Raw genomic sequence first — 19810 nt, forward strand, 5'->3', positions numbered from 1 at the left:
AACTAAAGGATAAAAATGAAAAAGATTTTTTATGGAGTTATAGCTTTTGTTGTTGTGCTTTTGATTGCTATTTATACCATACTTTTCACAAGTTTTGGTAATAATATAGTGGCAAATATAGCGCAAAAAAAGATCAAAGAAAGTGCGGGATTAGATGTAAATATCACGCATTTTAATTTACGTTTTTCAAGTCTTGAATTGCAAGCAAATATCGCAAATATGGCAGATTTTAATCTTAAGGGATCTTTGAGTCCTTTTAAGCTTGGATTTGATCTTGACTATCTTATTTCTTTAAATCAAAATTATGCTAAAAATTTAGGTTTAAATTTAAATCAAAACCTTTCTTTTGGCGGTAAAATTCAAGGTAAAGCAAGTGATTTTACTTTAGATGGAAAGGGTTATTTGTTAGGTTCAAATGTACTTTTAAATGCAAGAATGTATAATTATAGCCCTATTGCTTTAAATTTAGATGCGCAAAATCTTAAGATAGAAGAAATACTTCATCTTTTATCTTACCCTAGTTACGCTAAAGGTTTTTTAAATGCTCAAGCAAAAATTTCAGCACAGAATTTAAAACCTGATGGGAATATCATCATAAAACTTGATACAAATTATATAAACTATGAGGCGATAAAAAAAGATTTTTCTTTAGACTTGCCTTTAAATTCTAATCCTAAAGCAGAAATTTTGGCCAATGTTAAAGAAGATAAGATTTATGCTGTAAGTAAAATTTACAATGATTATCTTAACTTACAAACCCAAAAAACTCTTTATGATATTAGCAAGAATGCTTTAAGTACTGATTTTAGTTTAAGTATTCCTTCTCTTGCAAAGCTTGAAAAGCTTGCAAAAACTAGACTAAATGGTAGTTTGGGTGTGGTAGGTCAAGCAAGTGTTGTAAATAATATTTTATCAAGTTTAAATGCTCAAGTTATTGGACTTGGTGGAGAAGTAAAGGCAAGTTTGAAAAATAATAAAATTTTTGCAGATATTAATGAAGCAAGCTTGGAAAAATTATTAGCTCTTGCAGGATATGGAGCTTTAGTTTCTGGAAATTTAAATGCTAAACTTCTAAATGCAGATTTGGATTTTTCTAATTTTGATCTTGAAGCAAAAATAAACAATGCAAAACTTAACACCAATGAGCTTAAAAAAATGGCTAAAATAGAGCTTCCAAATACAATTTTTAGTTTTGATGCTAAAGCAAATGCAAAAAATAGCAATATTGCTTACAATGCTTTGCTTGCTTCAAATTTGCTTAATATCAAAAAACTTCAAGGAACTTATAATTTAAAAAATAGTGAGTTAAATACAGATTTAAATGCTTTTATCGATGATTTATCTCAGTTTAGCGCTATAACAGGACAAAAATTACAAGGTAAGGCAGATCTTACTGCAAAAGCTCATATTATAGGCACTCAAATACAAAATTTAAATGCCAATGCAAATTTGGCAGATGGTGTAATCAAGGCTGATTCAAATGGTAAAAAACTTGATTTAAACATTGATAAACTTGATTTATCTAAACTTTTTGTTATAGCAGGTATGCCAAATTATGCCAGTGGGATTGTTAATGCAAAAGTTAATTTAGATAATATCGATTTTAACAACCTTAATGGTAAAGCAAATTTAGAAGCTAAAGGTATATTAAATGCTGCAACTTTAAGTAAAATTTTAAATAAAAATTTTCCAAACAATACAAGTTATGATTTAAATACCAAAATTAATTTTAAAAACAATATCGCTCAATTTGATTCTGTTTTAAATTCATCTTTAGCTGATCTTACAAAACTACAAGGAAGTTTTGATATAAGTAAAATGCTTTTAAATTCGGATTTTAATCTAAAGATAAATGATTTTTCAAAACTAGGCTTTTTGTTGGATAGAAAACTTAAAGGTAGGGCAGAATTTAATGGAAAGGTAGGTTTTGATAAGAATTTAAATTTTGTTGTAAATAGTCCAAATTTATTTGAAGGGAGGCTTCAAAGCACACTTAAAGATAACCTTTTGCTTGCTGATTTAAATGGAGTGGATTTAAGTAGTCTAGCTCAAGGTTTAGATTTTATGGATGTTTATCAAGGTAAGGCAGATGTGAAGGCAAATTACAATCTTTTAAGTGAAGAAGGAGAGGTTAATTTGGATATGAAAGAGGGTAAATTAAAACCAAATCTTATTACCAATGCTTTAAAAATTTTAACACTAAAAGATATTACCAATGATGTTTATCGCACTGCTAATGCTAAAGCTTTGATTAAAAAAGAAAATATCAAACTTGATCTTAATATGCAAGCAGATCGTTCTTATATTTTAGTACCATCAGGAGCTTTAAATTCTAAAAGCGGAGCTTTAAATTTGCCTTTTGATATTAAACTCGATAGAGCCAATTTTAAAGGAAGTATTACAGGAACTACGGAAAATCCTAAAGTGAATTTAAATGCAGGAAGTGTGTTAAATTCTATTAAAAATGTAGTAGGTGGCGGTGTGAGTGATGGTGCTAAAAGTACGGGCGATAAAGTTGATAAAGCGGTGAATAAATTATTAAATAAGATTTTTTAAGGTAAAAAATGTTTAATGGACTCATAAGAGAAATTGCTAAAGTTCAATCTTATCAAAACAATACTTTAAGCTTAAAAGCAAAATATCGCCCAAACCTTGGCGATAGCATAGCCGTAAATGGAGCTTGTTTAAGTGTAACAAAACTTTATGAAAGGGGTTTTGAAGTGGAGCTTTCTCGTGAAAGTCGCACTCATATAGCTATAGAGAATTTAAAAGATAAAGTTCATATAGAACCTGCTTTAAGATATGGCGATAGAATTGATGGACATCTTATGCAAGGACATATTGATTTTATCGGCACACTTGAAAAGATTCAAAAAGATGAAAATGGAGTGGATTTTTATATATCTTTACCTAAAGAAGCTATGAAATTTATGGCAGAAAAAGGAAGTATAGGCGTTGATGGGGTAAGTCTTACTATCAATGAAATTTTAAAAAATGGCATTAGGCTTACTATTATTCCTATTACTTTTAAAGAAACGCTTTTTAAAGACTATCAAGTAGGTAGAAAAATCAACATAGAAAGCGATTTACTTGCTCGTTATATTTATGCACAATTACAAGGTAAAAACAAAGGATTGTCATGGGAAGAAGTGGAAAGAATTTCTTATCTTTATTAGAAAATGATAAAGTCGGTATTTTTTGTGCTTTTGATAAGGATTATAATGTTTTTAGAGCTAAAATTTATAATGAGAATTTATTTTCTCATTTAGGTTTTAAAGATATTAAAAAATGTGTTTTTATGGATCAAATTCACTCTCATAAAGTTATCATTTATGAAAAAAATTTAAAAAATCTTAGCTGTGATGGGCTTATAAGTAAAGAAAAAAATATCGCTCTTTGTGTTTTAAGTGCGGATTGTCTGCCTTTGATCTTATATTATGAAAGCGGCATTATAGCAGCTTTGCATTCAGGTAGAAAAGGAAGCTTTGAAAATATTCTAAAAGAATGCGTTGATCAAATTACTATACAAAATTCACATTTAGATAAGAATAAATTTCATCTTTTTATCCTGCCTGGAATTTGTGCTAAAAATTATGAAATAGATGGAGAAATTTTAGAATTTGCTAAAAAAGAATTTAAAGAATTTGTTCAAGATGATAAACTTGATTTAAAAGCTTTAGTAAAATTTCAAGCGCAAAATTTAGGCATTGAAAATATTAAAGATTGTGGAATTTGTAGCTTTGATGATGAGAGTTTTTTTTCTTATCGTCGTGATAAAACGACTAAGCGTTTTGTGAGTGTGGTTTATTTAAAGGATTAAAATGTATGAAAGAAAAGATTCAAGGGTGTTAAAAATCATTCAAAAAGCTAGAGAATTTGGCGATGGAGATTTGTTAAATGAAGCTTTGGTAAAACAATTGATTGATGCAGATTTTTGTGAAATTAATGAAAAAGAAAAAGAAGAGCTTGCAACTCTTCTACATTCTTTAATCAATGCAAAAGATAAAGCGTTATTGAGTAATTAAAATTCTATATAGTTTTCAAAATCTTCTTCTTTTGGAGGATTAGGTTGATTCGAGGCTAGGGCTTCTTTAACAACCTGCTCGTATCCAGCTATGATATGTTTAAAATTCTCTTTTGCTTTTCCACTAAGTTCTGATTTGGCGATTTTTACAACAGATGCAGGATTTATAGCTTTATTATTTAAATATACTCCAAAATGCAAATGAGGACCTGTGCTCATACCTGTTGAACCAACATATGCAATTACTTGTCCTTGATTTACCTTTTGTCCGTTTTTAATTTTTGCAAAACGACTAAGATGGGCATATAAAGTCATATAACCTGAGTCATGCTTGATTTGAATTACATTTCCATAACCACCTTTTGTGCCTATAAAGGTTACTACTCCTTTGCCAGCACTTTTTACAGGAGTTCCAGTAGGTGCAGCATAGTCTATACCAAGATGAGCACGATAGCGTTTTAATATAGGATGATATCTTGCTGTTGTAAAAGGAGAGGAAATTCTAGTGTAGTTCACAGGTTTTGTAAGTAAAAAAGATTCTAATTCTTTGCCATCGCGATCATAGAATATATCATTATAAGAAAAGACTTCTCTAGCACTTTTATTGATTTCTACCATTGCCATTTTTATATTTATATCGCCCCAAAGTTTACCCATGCGTCTTTTTTGTTCATAATATAGGGTTACTTCATCACCTTTTTGGATATTGCGAAAATTTATACTTCCTCGAAAAGCACGAACCATAGCACGAGCTAAAGTACTGCTACCACTTTCTTCATAGACATCTTGATAAGCAGAGCTTTTAATGGTTAAATGTAAAATTCTATCTTCTTTTTGATAAGATACAGGAGTAAAAGCAAGAGTGTATTGTCCATCTTTATCTTTATAGATATGAATTTGTAAATCATCACTAATTGGAATTAAAACTTGTTCTATGTTGTTGTTTTCATCTTTTAAAACTTGATATTTTATTTTATAGGCTATATCAGAAGCAAGTTCTTGATCTTCTCTATCAAGTCCATAATAAAGCGACATAGGTATGGAATTTCTTTGTAAGAATTTAAGCAAGGTATCTCCATTATCCCAAGTTAGCTCTTCAACACTTAAAGCTGCAAAACTTTGAACAACAAAAATAAATAAAAGCAATAATTTTTTCATGAGATAACCTTAATTTTTAAAAGAATTTTGAAATTTGAAAGCTATATTTTACTTTATTTTTCTTACAATTGCTTAACAAAAAAGGATTATAATTCTATAAATTTTTATTTAAGGAGCAAATTTGTTTAAAACTATAGTGTGTTTTTTAGCTTTAAACCTTAGCCTCTTTGCGGTTGGATTTGATTTAAAACCTATAAAAAGTGAACTTGTAAAAGTTGATGATATTTATGGTTATATTAAAGATAGCGATGATATAAAACTTTATTCAAGTGGCGTAGTAGTGCAACATTTTAGCAATTCGCAAAGTATCATCGCTAGAGCAAGTGTTATAGATAAAAAAAATGGTTTGGCAAAATTAGAATTTAGTGTTTTTTCAGCTCTTAAGCAAGATGCTTTGCCTTTACCAAATGTTTTACCTAAAGTAGGTGATGAGGTTGTTTTAAATTTTCTTTATGATAGAGGATTGGTAATTGCTCCTGATGAACAAACTTATAATGAACTTGTTAGAGAATTTCCGCAGATATATTTTACCCATATTGACATTTTTGGAGCACAATTAATTAGAACGGCCACTCTTTCTCCTAAGCGTTCAGATTTTAGGCAATTTTGTGATGATAATGCGGTTGGCATTTTGGTTGTGGCTTTGGAAAATCAAGCAGAAGTTGTGGATTGTCAAGATTTTAATAAGCTTTATGAAGTGCCTATAAGCAAGCCAACTAGCGTTCAGGTTCCTTTTTATTCTCGTATAGGTGGATATAAAAGTAATTTTTTTGATTTTAACTCTCAAGAAATAGGGAATTATTATAGATATTATGATGCTTTGATTAATCTTCCTAAGGTGCAATAAACATGAAAAAAGAATTTGAACAATATTTTAAACGATTTTTAGGAGAAGAAAACGCTTATTTTGATGAAATTCACAAAAGAGCTTATAGCTATGATGCGACAAAAAAACATTATTTACCCGATGGGGTTCTTTTTCCAAGAAATGAAGAAGATATTGCTCAAATTTTAAAATTTTGCAATGAAAATAATATCATAGTCATACCACGAGGCTCAGGATCTGGTTTTACAGGAGGAGCTTTAGCTGTTAATGGCGGTGTGGTGCTTGCTTTTGAAAAGCATATGAATAAAATTTTGGAAATTGATCTTGAAAATTTAGTGGCTGTTGTGCAACCTGGGGTTATTAATATACATTTACAAAAAGAAGTGGTTAAATACGGACTTTTTTACCCACCTGACCCTGCTAGCATGGAGTATTCTAGCTTAGGGGGTAATGTAAGCGAAAATGCTGGGGGAATGAGAGCTGTAAAATATGGCATTACAAAAGATTATGTGATGGCTTTAAGGGCTGTTTTGCCTAGCGGAGAAATCATTCGTGCAGGAAAACGCACTATTAAAGATGTGGCAGGTTATAATTTGGCAGGAATTTTAATCGCTAGTGAAGGTTCTTTGGCAGTTTTAAGTGAGCTTACTTTAAAATTAATACCTTTACCTAAATTCAAAAAAACCGCTTTTGCTATTTTTCCAAGTGTAAAAAGTGCTATGAATGCGGTTTACAAAAGTCTTGCTAGCGGTGTAAGTCCTGTATCTATGGAATTTTTAGACAATCTTAGCATTAGAGCGGTTGAGAGTAAATTTAATAAAGGTTTGCCTATAGAAGCTGGCGCTATTTTGATTGCTGATGTGGATGGTAATGTTAAAGAAGCTATTGATGAGGATTTAAGAAATTTAGAACATTATTTTTTAGAAGCTGGAGCTAGTGAATTTAAAATAGCAAAAGACGAACAAGAAGCCGCAGATATTTGGTTTGCTAGAAGAAATTGTTCTCAAAGCATTGCCATCTATGGAACTTTAAAACTTAATGAAGATATTACAGTTCCGCGTTCTAAACTACCTGCTTTGCTTGAAGGTATAGATGAGATTTCTAAAAAATATGGTTTTAAAATTCCTTGTTTTGGGCATACAGGGGATGGAAATGTGCATACTAATGTTATGGTTCCTGATAAAAATGATAAAGAGCAGGTGAAAAAAGGCTATGAAGCTGTGGAAGAAATTTTTAAATTAACAGTGAAACTTGGAGGAACTTTAAGCGGAGAGCATGGCATAGGACTTTCTAAGGCACCTTTTATGAATTTAGCTTTTTCTGAAGCTGAGATGACTTTAATGAGAAATATTAAAAAAGCTTTTGATCCAAATAATATACTAAATCCTTTTAAAATGGGACTTTAGAAGGTGAAAAATTTTTTTACTATTTTACTAAATTTACGTGATAAGGAAATTTTAAATTATGCAGCAGCGCTTAGTTTTTATACTGTATTATCTTTAATACCTATTTTATTTGTATGTTTTTCTGTTTTTACGCAAATTTCTAGTTTTAAAGCTTATTATGAAAAAGCAAAGCAAGTAATTTTTGCTTTTTTAATACCAACGCAACAAGATGTTGTTGCTACTTACATCGATACTTTTTTAAAAAATAGTGTAAATTTGGGTATTGTAGGTCTTATTGCTATGGCATTTACTTCTTTAGCTTTTTTTTCAGGCTATGATTTTGTAATCAATCGTATTACTAAAAATGAACCTAAAGGACTTTGGCAAAGCATTAGTTCTTATTGGACTCTTTTAACTCTTGTTCCTTTGGGGCTTGGGCTTAGTTTTTATATTTCAGGTTTTATCCAACAAACTTTGGATGATTATAAAATAGGGTTTAATTTTTTTGAAATTTTACCCTTTGTAATTATTTGGGGTTTATTTTTTATATCTTATTCAAGTTCTGTTCATAAGGGAACTCTTAAAAGTTTAGCTTTAGTATCTTTTGGAGCGGGTGCTATTTGGTATATAGGAAAAAATTTATTTGTATATTATGTGGTATATAATAAAACATACGCTAGTGTTTACGGATCTTTTTCTACTATTTTATTCTTTTTTATTTGGATTTATATTTCTTGGATTATTTATCTTTTTGGGCTTAAACTCTATTATTTTCTAAATCACAATCATAATGAAGGGAATAAAATTCGCAAAAATACAAAGAAAAGCTAGATATTTAAATCGTACAGAGATTAAAGAAGCAATAAGATAACTTAAAAAATCCAAAATGGGATATGGATATTAGTTCCATAAATTTTAAATTTAAAAAATTCATCCAAGATAAAATTGAACAAATCTCCATAGTTTATAAGATGTAAAAATAATACTAAAGGATAAAATATTACAAAAATTCCACTCAAAATAATACCTAAAATTTGTTGGTAGCTTATAAGTGGAAAAAAATAAAGTACAGGTAAAGTCATAGCAAAAAAAGTCCAAATATTAAGCAAAATAATATTTATAAGATTGTTAAATTTATTTGCAAAATGATGCATATATAAAAAATATAAAAAACACCTAAAATAGAAAATAAAAATCCAATATTAAATAAAAGTCTAGGGTAAAGAGAAATGCACAATAAAATACTACAAAAAAGCGTAAAGAAATTAATAATTTTTATATTTTTACACAATAGATAAAAAACCCAAAAAGCCATAATCAAGGAGCGCACAAAAGAAGGGACAAATCCTATTAAACAAGCATAAGCTAAAAGTAGTGTAAAAATTAAAATACTTAAATCTAAACGTAAATTTCTATAAGGAAAATATCTTTTTTGGAAAAAACTATAAATTGGAGCTAAAATAAAGAAAATTAAACTAAAAAGCAAGCTTATGTGATAACCGCTAATTGCTATAAGGTGTGCTATGCCGTAGTAATTTACATCGTTTCTAAGCTCTAAAGATATGGGCAGTGCAAAAAATAAAGCACTATAAAATTCTTTAATTTTTTCATTTGTATGTTGATTTAAGAAGTAAGATATAATGGGATTGTATTCTTTTTCTTTTAATTTTTCAAAATCATAAGAAGGTGTGTAAAAACTTTTGCTCAGATAGTCTTTAAAGTTAATATTATGGGTGATAATTCTAAGGCTTAAAAGTTGATTCTTGCTTAAATTTAAATCCTTAAAACTTGTAGTATAAAAAGTGAAGTTTTCAGTTTGTAGCTTTAAAACCCAGTATTTTTTATTTTTTTATTATATTTTGTATATTGGTGCGTTAATAGAGCGTTATTTATAAAGTAATGTTTTTGGTTTTTAAATTTTAAAAAATTATTATATTCTAAAAGGATATTAAAAATAAAAATAATAACAACAGATAAAAATAAATAATGAAATTCTTTAAAAGAGTAAAAAAAAGAATTCCATAGAGACATTATTTTTTAGAAAATTTACTTAAATAAAGCCAAATTATTCCAGCTAAAAATAATAAAAATAAAGGAGCAGTATAAGGATATAAACTCAGTTTATCAAAAATTGCTTCAATAACATACCCAAAAGTATAAGCAGCAAAACCTAGAACAATAGCCCATGCCAAACTAGCTAGAGTATTGATAATAAAAAATTTAATAAAATTATATTTTGCCATACCTGCAGCTATGGGAATGAAAGTTTTTAAACCATAAATAAATTTTTGAGTTACAAGTAAAATAATTCCGTGTTGTTTTGTTTTCATCATAGCAAGGGCTAGTTTGCGTCGGTGTTTTTTAAAATAAGGCATAATATCTTTTTTATAATATTTTCCAAGTATAAAAAGCAAAGTTGAACCTATGGTATTAGCAATAAAAGCAAGAGCAATGCAAAAACTAAGATCCATTTTTCCTTGAGAGCTTAAAACTCCTGCAGCTAAAATTCCAACCATTCCGCCCCCTAAAGAGTAAAAGAATAAAACAATATAACCATATTTTATTAAAGTATCAATCATATCTTGCATAATAAACCTTATTTAGCGTATTCTACAGCTCTAAGTTCACGTATAACATTGACTTTAATTTCACCAGGATATTGCATTTTTTCTTGAATTTCAGCTGCTATTTCCTTAGCCAAAAGTACACTTTCATCATCATTAACAAGCTGAGCATTGGCTATGACGCGAATTTCTCTTCCGGCATTGATTGCATAGGCATTTTTAATTCCTTCTTTACTTTTAGCGATATCTTCTAGCTCATTGACTCTTTTTAAGAAAGCTTCTAATACTTCTCTTCTAGCTCCAGGTCGTGCAGCACTTAAAGTATCTGCTGCACAAACAGCTGCTGATTCTATGCTTGTAGCTTCTTCGTGTCCATGATGTGCGTAAATAGCATTGATTACTACAGGATGCTCTTTATAGCGTTTGCAAAGTTCTGCGCCTAAATCCACATGAGATCCTTCAAAATCATGGGTTAATGCTTTTCCTATATCATGTAAAATTCCCGCACGACGTGCTAAATTCTCATCCCCGCCACACTCAGCAGCAATGATTCCTGCAAGGTGAGCCACTTCCAAAGAATGTGCTAAAGCGTTTTGTCCATAGCTTGCTCGGTATTTGAGTTTTCCTATGAGTTTTACAATTTCAGGGTGTATTTTATTTAAACCTAGATCCATAACTATGGTTTCGCCTTCTTCTAGAATAGCACTATCAAATTCTTTACACACTTTTTCGTGAATTTCTTCTATGCGCGCGGGTTGAATTCTGCCATCTTCAACTAAAAGTTCTATAACTTTTGTAGCAATAGCACGGCGATAAAGATTAAAACAACTTACTATAATAGCACCTGGTGTATCATCGATGATAATATCAACACCTAAAACCATTTCTAAGGTTTTAACATTGCGCCCTTCTTTGCCAATGATACGTCCTTTAAGTTCATCGTTTTTAATGTTAATAACATTGATAAGTCTTTCAGCTGCAAATTCACCTGCAAAACGAGAAGTAGCTTGAGCAATGATGAAGTTAGCTTTTCTTTTGGCTTCATTTTTTGCTTCTTCTTCATATTTTCTTACTATATGTGCAATTTGCTCGCGAGAATTTTCTTCTACTTTTTTAAGAATGATTTCTTTGGCTTCATTTTGTGTAAGTCCTGTAGAATGTTCTAAAATTTTTAAAACATCGTCAAGTTTTTCTTGATATTTATTTTTTAATTTATCAACATCAGATTGTAAGTCTTGAATGTGTTTTTGTGACTTGCAAAGGTATTCTTTATCTTCTTTTAGTTTTTCTTCTTCTTGCTGAAGTTTTTGTTCTTTTTTAGAAAGATCATCAAATTTTTGATTAAAATCTTTTTGAATTTTGTGAGTTTTTTCTTCGTATTTTTTTTTAACTTCTAATTCTGCATTAAGAATTGAATTTTTTGCATCTTTTAAAATAAGCTCCGCTTCGTATTCTATAGCTTTAGCTTTAGCTTTGGCTTGTTCTACGAAAATTTCATATTTGGCATCATTGATTTTTTTTGCAACTAAATATCCTATACCGAGTCCGACTATAGCGGCTATAAGTGCGATAAGTGATTCTATCATTTTTTCTTTCTTTCTTGTAATATTTTTTATAAGGGTTTATGTATAATTTTCCTGAAATATCATGCTTTTGTGTTAGATTATTTTGACTTAAAGCATCTATACTTTGGACAAATATTATATGAGGTTTGTAATTTAAATTTTCAAAAAATCTATCATAAAAACCTTGCCCATGTCCTATTCTTTTTAAATTTTTATCGACACCAATTACAGGCACAATAGCTAAATCAATTTTTGCTTTAAAAAAAGAATCTATAGGCTCTAAAACCCCAAACCTTTTTTTAATAAAAGGCAATCTTAATTTTACAATTTTTAAACTTTTATCTTGCATAAATGGAACAAAAAGTTTGTAATTTTTATTAAGAATATGGCGAAATTTTATTAAGTTTGGTTCATAATGCAAAGGAATAAAAATTAAAATATTTTTAGCTTTAAATAGCTTTATTATTTTAAGACATTCTTTGAATATTTTATAATCTTGTTTGAAATTTAGTTTTGAATGTTTGAAAAGGCGTATTTTTTGCAATGCCCTAAAATCTGTTTTTTCCATTAATATGCCTTTAAAAAAATATTATCTTATGTATGTTATAATTTTAGCATTTTTATAAAGAAGAATAAAGGATTGATAAATAATGAAGATTAAAAAAATACTTTTACTAGTGGCAATATCTTATTTGTTTGTTGCTTGTAGCAATGATAAAGAAAAGCAGCAAAATGATGTAAATTTAAGTACCGAGGCAAGTATCAATCAAAGTGATGATATGAATTTTAAACTTAATTTGATTGATGGAGGATCAATTTCAGTTAAAAAAGAAAATGCCGTTTTAAATTTCAACGATGAAGATAAGGCAACTTTGTTTGTATTTTTTACCACTTGGTGTACCCCTTGCATTGCTGAAATCTCTCATCTTAATAAATTACAAGAAAAGTATAATAATGATTTTAATATAGTTGGGATTTTATTAGAAGATAAATCTAACGATGAGATTCAAAAATTTATAGAACAGCATAAAATATCTTATAAAGTCGCTAATGGTGAAAATAACTATCTTTTAGCTAAAGCTTTAGGTGGGGTAAATGGAATTCCTACCATGTTTCTTTACAACAAGCATTCTAAATTGATTAATCAGTATTTAGGGCTTATTCCTGAAGAAATGCTAGAAATTGATATACAAAAGGCTATACTTTAATGTTTGATTTTTTTAAAAAAGGACTTGCAAAAACTCTTGAAAATATTGTTGGAGTTAAAGGAGAGAATAAAAAGATAACCAAAGATTTGCTTGAAGAAATTTTGCTTGAAGCAGATGTAAGTTATGAAATAGTTGAAGAGATAATTTATTATTTACCACCTCAAAATGAAGTAAAAAAAGAAGATTTAAAGCGTGTTATGGGTTCTTATTTTCTTTATGAAAAAAAAGAAACCAATCAAGAAAAACCTTTTGTAGAGCTTATTTTAGGAGTAAATGGAGCAGGAAAAACAACAAGTATTGCCAAGCTTGCTTATTTATACAAAAACCAAAATCAAAAAGTGATTTTAGGAGCGTGTGATACTTTTAGAGCAGGTGCGATTGAGCAATTAAAACTTTGGGCGCAAAAAGTGGATGTAGATATAGTTTTAACTGCACAAGGGCATGATCCTTCAGCGGTTGCTTTTGATACCATTTCTAAAGCAAAAGCAAAGGATTTTGATAGGGTTATTATCGATACAGCAGGGCGTTTGCAAAATCAAAAAAATTTAGCCCATGAGCTTGAAAAAATTGTGAGAATTTTAAACAAAGCTTTAGAAGGTGCACCCCATAGAAAAATTTTAGTTTTAGATGGAACACAGGGAAATGCTGGAATTTTACAAGCTAAAGCTTTTAATGAGCTTGTAAAACTTGATGGTGTGATTATTACAAAGCTTGATGGGACAGCTAAAGGGGGTGCACTTTTTAGTATAGCAAGAGAGCTTGAGCTTCCTATTTTTTATGTAGGCGTGGGTGAGCAAATGACGGATTTACAAGAATTTAATGCAAGTGCTTACTTAGATACTTTATTAGATCCTATTTTTGAATAATGGCAAAAAATAAAGCACTTTTTGAATGTCAAGCTTGTGGAAATCAACAAAGCAAATGGCTTGGAAAATGTCCTGATTGTGGAGCTTGGGATAGTTTTATAGAATTAAAAGCTGAGCAAATTAAAGTTTTAAAAGAGCTTGCGCAAGTTAGTATGAAAACAAGCGAGGCTGTTTGTATTGAAGATGTGGAGTTAGAACATTTTACAAGATACAGCACAGATGATAATGAGCTTGATTTGGTTTTAGGCGGAGGGCTTGTTGAAGGTTCTTTAGTGCTTATAGGCGGAAGTCCAGGTGTGGGAAAATCTACGCTTTTGTTAAAAATTGCTTCAAATTTAGCTAAACAGGGTAAAAAAGTGCTTTATGTCAGTGGCGAAGAAAGTAAAGCCCAGATTAAATTAAGAGCTGATCGCCTTGAGGCTAATACTCCGAATTTATTTTTACTTACTGAACTTTGCCTTGAAAATATTTTAGAAGAATTGCACAAAAAAGATTATAGTATTCTTATCATTGATTCTATACAAACTCTATATTCAAATAAAATCACTTCAGCAGCAGGAAGCATTACTCAAGTGCGTGAGATTACTTTTGAACTTATGCGTGTTAGCAAGGCTTATAATATCAGTACTTTTATCATAGGGCATATTACTAAAGAAGGTGCTATAGCAGGACCTAGAGTTCTTGAGCATATGGTAGATGTGGTGCTTTATTTTGAAGGAGATGCCACTAAAGAAATTAGACTTTTAAGAGGCTTTAAAAATCGTTTTGGTGGAACGAATGAAGTAGGTATTTTTGAGATGACTGCTAAGGGTTTGATTAGCGCAAAAGATTTAGCAAATCGTTTTTTTACTCGTGGAAAGGCTATTTCAGGAAGTGCTTTAGGTGTTGTGATGGAAGGATCTCGTGCCTTGGTTTTAGAAGTTCAAGCTTTAGTGTGTGAAAGTTCTTATCCAAAACGCAGCGCTACAGGATATGAAAAAAATCGCTTAGATATGCTTTTGGCTTTGCTTGAAAGAAAACTTGAAATTCCTTTAGGGCATTATGATGTATTTGTAAATATTAGCGGCGGAGTAAAAGTAAGTGAAACTGCTGCGGATTTGGCTGTGGTTGCTGCGATTATTTCAAGTTTTAAAAATCGCCCTTTGAGTAAAGATAGTATTTTTATAGGGGAGCTTAGTTTAAATGGAGAAATTAGAGAGGTTTTTAGCCTTGATACGCGTTTAAAAGAAGCTAAAATGCAAAAATTTAAAAATGCCATTGTTCCTTCTAAGCCTTTGGAAGATATAGGGCTTAAGTGTTTTGTTGCTAAAGAACTTTCGCAAGTTTTAGAATGGATGTAAATTTTCATTAAAATATAAGTAAGATTTTGCTAGAATTTCGAGTTTAGAATAAAATTTTTGAGGAAACCATGAAAGATTTATTTTTATTTAGCTCTTTGCTTGATGCAAGTCATACTTTTTCTTATTTTTTTCACATAGGTTTGGTAGCTTTAATTGCTGTTATAGTGGCTATGATGGCTACTCGTTCTATGCAACTTGTTCCACGCGGTATGCAAAATTTAGGTGAGGCTTTTTTAGAGGGAGTTTTATCTATGGGTAGAGATACCATGGGAAGTGAAAAAGGTGCAAGAAAATATCTTCCTTTGGTTGCAACTTTGGGGATTATAGTGTTTTTTAGTAATATTATAGGTATAATACCTGGTTTTCACGCTCCAACTGCAAGTTTAAATTTGACTTTGTCCTTGGCTATTATAGTTTTTGTATATTATCATTTTGAGGGTATTAGGGCACAAGGTTTTGTAAAGTATTTTGCTCATTTCATGGGACCTATTAAACTTTTAGCTCCTTTGATGTTTCCTATAGAGATAGTTTCTCATCTTTCTCGTGTGGTTTCTTTGTCCTTCCGTTTGTTTGGAAATATTAAAGGTGACGATTTATTTTTGATGGTAATTTTAGCTTTAGTTCCTTATATAGCTCCACTTCCCGCTTATGTGCTTTTAACTTTTATGGCATTTTTACAAGCTTTTATTTTTATGATTTTAACTTATGTATATTTAGCGGGTGCAACTGTTGTTGAGGAAGGTCATTGATCTATATTTTAGAATTTTTCAAAGGTGCATCTTTAGCTTTAATGCTTTTTGGTGCATTTTTCTTCTTTTTTAAATATAATTCTTTTTTCTATCTTTGCTTGGGTATTATACCAGGTTTGCTTTTATCTTTAATTTTTGTTTTACTTATAGAAAACCATAAGCTGAAAAATGAAAATAAGTTAAGATAAAAGCAAAAAATAGTTTATTTTCTAAGCATGAAGCTCTTCTTTAAGCAAATACTTTACAGCTTCATAAATTTTAATAGCTGCTTTGGATTTATTCATAGTATAAAGATGAATTCCATCTACACCACTTGTGATTAAATCGACAATTTGATCGCAAGCATACGCGATACCTGCATCTTCTAAAGCCAAAGTATTATTTTCATATTTTTCTAAAATTTTAACAAATTTAGGAGGGATTTTAGCTCCGCAAAGTTGAGAAATTTTTAAAACCTGTCTTTTGTTAGTAATAGGCATAATACCTGCGTAAATAGGTATGTCAATACCTGCTAAAGCACAATTTTGTTTAAAAGTATAAAAATCTTCATTATCGTAAAAAAGTTGAGTAATGAGCTTATCTGTTCCTGCATTTACCTTAGTTTTAAGATGGTGTATATCCTCGATGAAATTTTTAGATTCATTATGTTTTTCAGGATAGCATGCGGCATAAATTTCAAAGTATTCTTGTTTTTTTATAAAAGAAATTAAATCACTAGCATAAGAAAAATCTTTGCTTTTTTCTAAATTCTCACATATATCGCCTCTTAGGGCAAGAATTTGATTAAGATTTTTTTCTTTGCATTTTTGAAGTATCTGAGTGATTTTTTCTTTACTAGAATGGATACAAGGTAAATGTACTATGCTAGGAATTTGATATTCTTTCTGGATTAAGCTTGCAATTTCTAAAGTGTTTTGTGAGTTAACAGAGCCTCCAGCTCCAAAGGTTACGCTGATAAAATTAGGGCTTAATTGCCCTAAATCATCTAAGATAGCATGAAGATTTTTGATATTTTCATCCTTTCTTGGTGGAAAAACTTCAAAAGAAAAATTACACATAAAAACTCCTTATAATTGTTTTCGTATTTTTTGCGTAGCCGTAACTAAATTTTTAAGAGAGGCTATGACTTCTTCATAAGCTCTTGTTTTAAGTCCGCAGTCTGGATTGATCCAAATTTGTTCTTTAGGTAATTTGTTTAGAATTTTTTCTATGGTTAAGCTTAGCTCTTCTATGCTTGGAACTCTAGGGCTATGTATATCATAAACTCCTGGTCCCACCTCAGTTTTAAAATGAATAGCTTTTAGGGTATCTAAAAGGCTTAAGTTTGATCTTGAAGCTTCAAAAGAAATCACATCAGCATCCATAGCGTCAATTTCTTTTAAGATATCGCTAAATTCACTATAGCACATATGAGTGTGAATTTGAGTTTTAGCTTTTACCCCACTATGCACAAGATTAAAAGCAGGGATAGCCCAATCTAAATACTCGCTATGCCAATCGCTTTTTCTTAAAGGCAGTTTTTCACGTAAAGCTGCTTCATCAATTTGTATGATTTTTATACCCGCATTTTCAAGATCTAATACTTCATCTCTTATAGCTAAGGCAATTTGCTCAGTGCTTTCTTTTAGACTGATGTCTTCTCTTGGAAAGGACCAATTAAGTATGGTTACAGGTCCAGTTAGCATACCTTTTACGATTTTTTGACTTAAACTTTGTGCAAATTTAGACCAAGCTAAGGTAATAGGCTTTGTGCGTGATACATCACCCCAAATCACAGGAGGCTTAACGCACCTTGTGCCATAGCTTTGAACCCAGCCATTTTGAGTAAATAAAAAGCCCTTTAAATTCTCTCCAAAATACTCCACCATATCATTTCTTTCAAATTCTCCATGTACTAAAACATCAAGTCCTATTTCTTCTTGAATTTGTATACATTCTTTGATTTTTTGTTGGTTAAATTCAGTGTAGTTTTGAGCTGAAATTTTTTCTTGCTTAAAGGCAAGGCGATTAGATCTTACATCAGCACTTTGAGGAAAGGAGCCTATGGTTGTGGTTGGCAAAAGAGGAAGTTTTAAAAATTCTTTTTGGATTAAGGCACGTTCTTTAAAACTAGGCGTTCTAGTAAAATCTTCTTTTTTTAAAGCCTTAAGTCTTACTTTGACTTTTTCATCTAAACGCTCCGGAATATTTTTAAAAAGCTCTTGATTAGCTTTAAAGAGCGGATTTTCTTCACTGGAATTTAAGATTTCTTTTAAATCTTTAAGCTCTTGAAGTTTTTCTTTAGCAAAGGCAAAAAGTTTAAGATAGCTTGGATCCAATTTGCTTTCAAATTCAGTGCTATAAGGCACATGCAAAAGTGAGCAAGAGGTGTTTAGAATGATATTTTGTGTATATTTTTGAAGCTCTTTAATAAGCTTTAGGCTTTTAGCATAATCATTAGCGTAGATATTTTTGCCGTTAATAAGACCTGTAAAAAGGATTTTATCTTTAGCAAAGCCGTATTTTTGAACTAAGGCTAAGCTTTGTTTACCTTCGATAAAATCAAGCCCCAAAGCATCAAATTTGCTTTCTAAAAGTTTAGGATAAATATCTCTTAAGTCTCCAAAATAGCTTTGAAGTAAAATTTTAAGATTTTTTTTATGATTTAAAAGTTTTTGGTAAAATTCTTCAAACAAAGCAATATCTTCCTTGTTTAAATCATAAACCAAATAAGGCTCATCAAGTTCAAGCCATGTCACTTTAAGTTCATTTAGTTTATCAAAAAGCTCTATATAAGCGTTTAAAAGCTTTTCTTTGGCAAGTTTTTGAGTTTTTTCATCTTTAAAGGCAATGAGTTTAAAAAGTGTGAAAATACCTATTAAAACAGGCTTGCTTTCTATGTCAAGCTCTTTAGCTTCAAGATATTCTTTAAAAATTTTATCCCCTGTTAAAGCTATAATATTAGCATTATCGCACTCAGGCACCAAATAATGATAATTTGTATTGAACCATTTTTTCATTGCTAAAGCTGTAACATCTCCATTTTCTCCTTGATAACCTCGACTTTGAGCAAAGTATTCATCTAAAGCATCTAAATTTAAATTTTTATACTTTGTATGAACAATGTTAAAAAGTACAGCCGTATCTAAGACATTATCATAAAGTGAAAAATCATTACTAGGGATAAAATCAATGCCAGCTTTTTGAATTTCTTGCCAGTGTCTAATCCTTAAATCCTTAGCACTTTTTAAAAGCTCCTCTTTTGAACTTTGGTTTTTAAAGTATTTTTCAATAGCAAATTTTAATTCTCTATTTGCACCTATTCTTGGGTAAGAAATGATTGAATTTTTCATATTTGTTCTCCTTAAAATGTAGGGATTAAAGCACCCTGATATTTTTCTTCTATAAATTTTTTAACTTCATCGCTTTGCAAGGCCTTTACTAGGGCTTTGATTTTAGGAAGGTTTTCATTACCTTCTTTAACAGCGATGATATTGCCATATTCACTATATTTACTTTCTGTATAAAACCCATCTTTTACAGGGTTTAAACCTGCTAAAATAGCAAAATTGCTATTAATAAGAGAATAATCTACATCATCTAAACTCCTTGTAAGTTGAGCGTCTTTTAACTCTACAAATTTAAGCTTCTTAGGATTTTTAGTAATATCTAAAGGAGTGATGAGCTCATTATCCTTAATTTCTATAAGCCCTTTGCTTGCTACAATGCGTAAAGCACGGCTTTCATTTGTAGGATTATTGGGTATAGAAATGTTTTGTCCTTCCTCGGGGTTAAATTCTTTATGTTTTTTAGAATACACCGCCATAGGTTCTATATGAATACTAGCAACTTTTACAAGATGGGTGCTTTGCCTTTGATTGAATTCTTTTAAATAAGGTTCATGCTGAAAATAATTAGCATCCAATTCACCGTTTTCAACCATTACATTAGGGATCACCCCATCATTGAATTCATAAATTTTTAAATCATAACCTTGTTTTTGAAGTTTAGGCTTGATAAACCTTAAAATATCTGCATGAGGTGTTATAGAAGAGCCAACTTTAAGTTCTTCATTTGCCGATGCAAAACCGGTAAAAAGAGTAGCGATACAAAAAGCTTTGGTAAATAAAGTCATTTTTTTCTCCT

At 30.2% G+C, this 19810-nt stretch carries 19 protein-coding genes and 1 pseudogene; 12 read left to right on the forward strand and 8 right to left on the reverse strand.

Annotation, left to right across the window (positions count from 1 at the left end; translation table 11 throughout):
* Nucleotides 1-15 precede the first annotated feature (15 nt).
* Genes FBE93_RS02525 through FBE93_RS02540 form a run of 4 tightly spaced genes read left to right on the forward strand, consistent with a single transcriptional unit; the run spans nucleotide 16 to nucleotide 4025 of the window.
* Nucleotides 16-2556 carry a hypothetical protein gene (locus FBE93_RS02525; protein ID WP_002933800.1) on the forward strand — a complete coding sequence of 847 codons (2541 nt, stop codon included), beginning with the start codon at nucleotides 16-18 and terminating at the stop codon, nucleotides 2554-2556.
* Nucleotides 2557-2564: 8 nt separating this feature from the next.
* The gene (locus FBE93_RS02530; protein WP_002933801.1) at nucleotides 2565-3176 is read left to right on the forward strand and encodes a riboflavin synthase; all 612 of its coding nucleotides are present in this window, start codon (nucleotides 2565-2567) and stop codon (nucleotides 3174-3176) included.
* Complete coding sequence (locus tag FBE93_RS02535) at nucleotides 3140-3820, forward strand: polyphenol oxidase family protein (RefSeq protein WP_165434152.1); 681 nt, start codon at nucleotides 3140-3142, stop codon at nucleotides 3818-3820. Before FBE93_RS02530 ends, FBE93_RS02535 begins: the two co-directional genes overlap by 37 nt.
* Before the next feature lies 1 nt (nucleotide 3821).
* Nucleotides 3822-4025: a hypothetical protein gene (locus FBE93_RS02540; protein WP_002933811.1), complete on the forward strand. Its 204-nt coding sequence runs from the start codon at nucleotides 3822-3824 to the stop codon at nucleotides 4023-4025.
* Here the strand turns inward: FBE93_RS02540 and FBE93_RS02545 are convergent.
* Complete coding sequence (locus FBE93_RS02545; protein ID WP_002852845.1) at nucleotides 4022-5182, reverse strand: M23 family metallopeptidase; 1161 nt, start codon at nucleotides 5180-5182, stop codon at nucleotides 4022-4024. The two genes, FBE93_RS02540 and FBE93_RS02545, sit on opposite strands and share 4 nt — an antisense overlap.
* 121 nt (nucleotides 5183-5303) lie before the next feature.
* Here FBE93_RS02545 and FBE93_RS02550 point away from each other — a divergent pair, with 121 nt between their 5' ends.
* The 3 genes from FBE93_RS02550 to FBE93_RS02560 are packed head-to-tail and all read left to right on the forward strand — an operon-like array spanning nucleotide 5304 to nucleotide 8224.
* Nucleotides 5304-6029, forward strand: coding sequence for a plasminogen-binding N-terminal domain-containing protein (locus FBE93_RS02550; RefSeq protein WP_002853792.1), 726 nt, complete (start codon nucleotides 5304-5306; stop codon nucleotides 6027-6029).
* A gap of 2 nt (nucleotides 6030-6031) precedes the next feature.
* On the forward strand, nucleotides 6032-7414 hold the full coding sequence (locus FBE93_RS02555; RefSeq protein ID WP_002933814.1) for an FAD-linked oxidase C-terminal domain-containing protein: 1383 nt from the start codon (nucleotides 6032-6034) through the stop codon (nucleotides 7412-7414).
* 3 nt (nucleotides 7415-7417) lie between these two features.
* Nucleotides 7418-8224 carry a YihY/virulence factor BrkB family protein gene (locus FBE93_RS02560; protein WP_002933815.1) on the forward strand — a complete coding sequence of 269 codons (807 nt, stop codon included), beginning with the start codon at nucleotides 7418-7420 and terminating at the stop codon, nucleotides 8222-8224.
* Here FBE93_RS02560 and FBE93_RS02565 read toward each other — a convergent pair.
* The 4 genes and pseudogenes from FBE93_RS02565 to FBE93_RS02580 all read right to left on the reverse strand — a co-directional run bounded on the left by FBE93_RS02565 (nucleotide 8168) and on the right by FBE93_RS02580 (nucleotide 12090).
* Nucleotides 8168-9424: pseudogene (locus FBE93_RS02565) on the reverse strand (ComEC/Rec2 family competence protein). The gene FBE93_RS02560 and the pseudogene FBE93_RS02565 sit on opposite strands and share 57 nt — an antisense overlap.
* Complete coding sequence (locus FBE93_RS02570) at nucleotides 9424-9981, reverse strand: DedA family protein (RefSeq protein ID WP_002853883.1); 558 nt, start codon at nucleotides 9979-9981, stop codon at nucleotides 9424-9426. Before FBE93_RS02570 ends, FBE93_RS02565 begins: the two are co-directional and overlap by 1 nt.
* Before the next feature lie 8 nt (nucleotides 9982-9989).
* Complete coding sequence (gene rny, locus FBE93_RS02575; protein ID WP_165434153.1) at nucleotides 9990-11543, reverse strand: ribonuclease Y; 1554 nt, start codon at nucleotides 11541-11543, stop codon at nucleotides 9990-9992.
* Nucleotides 11464-12090 (reverse strand): 5-formyltetrahydrofolate cyclo-ligase, encoded by a 627-nt coding sequence (locus FBE93_RS02580; RefSeq protein WP_002860439.1) that lies wholly within the window; start codon nucleotides 12088-12090, stop codon nucleotides 11464-11466. Before FBE93_RS02580 ends, rny begins: the two co-directional genes overlap by 80 nt.
* A gap of 82 nt (nucleotides 12091-12172) precedes the next feature.
* On the opposite strand from FBE93_RS02580, the gene FBE93_RS02585 reads away from it, so the two are divergent.
* From FBE93_RS02585 to FBE93_RS02605, 5 genes are all read left to right on the forward strand, one after another.
* Complete coding sequence (locus FBE93_RS02585) at nucleotides 12173-12730, forward strand: TlpA disulfide reductase family protein (protein WP_165434154.1); 558 nt, start codon at nucleotides 12173-12175, stop codon at nucleotides 12728-12730.
* A complete protein-coding gene (gene ftsY, locus FBE93_RS02590) occupies nucleotides 12730-13596 on the forward strand; it encodes a signal recognition particle-docking protein FtsY (RefSeq protein ID WP_165434155.1) in 867 nt (288 codons plus the stop codon). The genes FBE93_RS02585 and ftsY overlap by 1 nt, the downstream gene beginning before the upstream one ends.
* Nucleotides 13596-14936 (forward strand): DNA repair protein RadA, encoded by a 1341-nt coding sequence (radA, locus tag FBE93_RS02595; protein WP_002933842.1) that lies wholly within the window; start codon nucleotides 13596-13598, stop codon nucleotides 14934-14936. The genes ftsY and radA overlap by 1 nt, the downstream gene beginning before the upstream one ends.
* A gap of 68 nt (nucleotides 14937-15004) precedes the next feature.
* Complete coding sequence (locus FBE93_RS02600; RefSeq protein WP_002858390.1) at nucleotides 15005-15685, forward strand: F0F1 ATP synthase subunit A; 681 nt, start codon at nucleotides 15005-15007, stop codon at nucleotides 15683-15685.
* Nucleotides 15682-15873, forward strand: coding sequence for a hypothetical protein (locus FBE93_RS02605; protein WP_002933843.1), 192 nt, complete (start codon nucleotides 15682-15684; stop codon nucleotides 15871-15873). The genes FBE93_RS02600 and FBE93_RS02605 overlap by 4 nt, the downstream gene beginning before the upstream one ends.
* Nucleotides 15874-15894: 21 nt before the next feature.
* On the opposite strand, the gene metF is transcribed toward FBE93_RS02605, so the two are convergent.
* The 3 genes from metF to FBE93_RS02620 are packed head-to-tail and all read right to left on the reverse strand — an operon-like array spanning nucleotide 15895 to nucleotide 19799.
* Nucleotides 15895-16743 carry a methylenetetrahydrofolate reductase [NAD(P)H] gene (gene metF / locus FBE93_RS02610; RefSeq protein ID WP_002892722.1) on the reverse strand — a complete coding sequence of 283 codons (849 nt, stop codon included), beginning with the start codon at nucleotides 16741-16743 and terminating at the stop codon, nucleotides 15895-15897.
* A gap of 9 nt (nucleotides 16744-16752) precedes the next feature.
* The gene (gene metE, locus FBE93_RS02615) at nucleotides 16753-19017 is read right to left on the reverse strand and encodes a 5-methyltetrahydropteroyltriglutamate--homocysteine S-methyltransferase (protein ID WP_002933844.1); all 2265 of its coding nucleotides are present in this window, start codon (nucleotides 19015-19017) and stop codon (nucleotides 16753-16755) included.
* 11 nt (nucleotides 19018-19028) lie between these two features.
* Entirely contained in the window at nucleotides 19029-19799 is a 771-nt protein-coding gene (locus FBE93_RS02620; RefSeq protein WP_165434156.1) for a MetQ/NlpA family ABC transporter substrate-binding protein, read from the reverse strand.
* Nucleotides 19800-19810 lie beyond the last annotated feature (11 nt).

It is taken from the genome of Campylobacter sp. CFSAN093229 (assembly GCF_011068225.1).
In the GTDB taxonomy this organism is placed as follows: Bacteria; Campylobacterota; Campylobacteria; order Campylobacterales; family Campylobacteraceae; genus Campylobacter_D; species Campylobacter_D jejuni.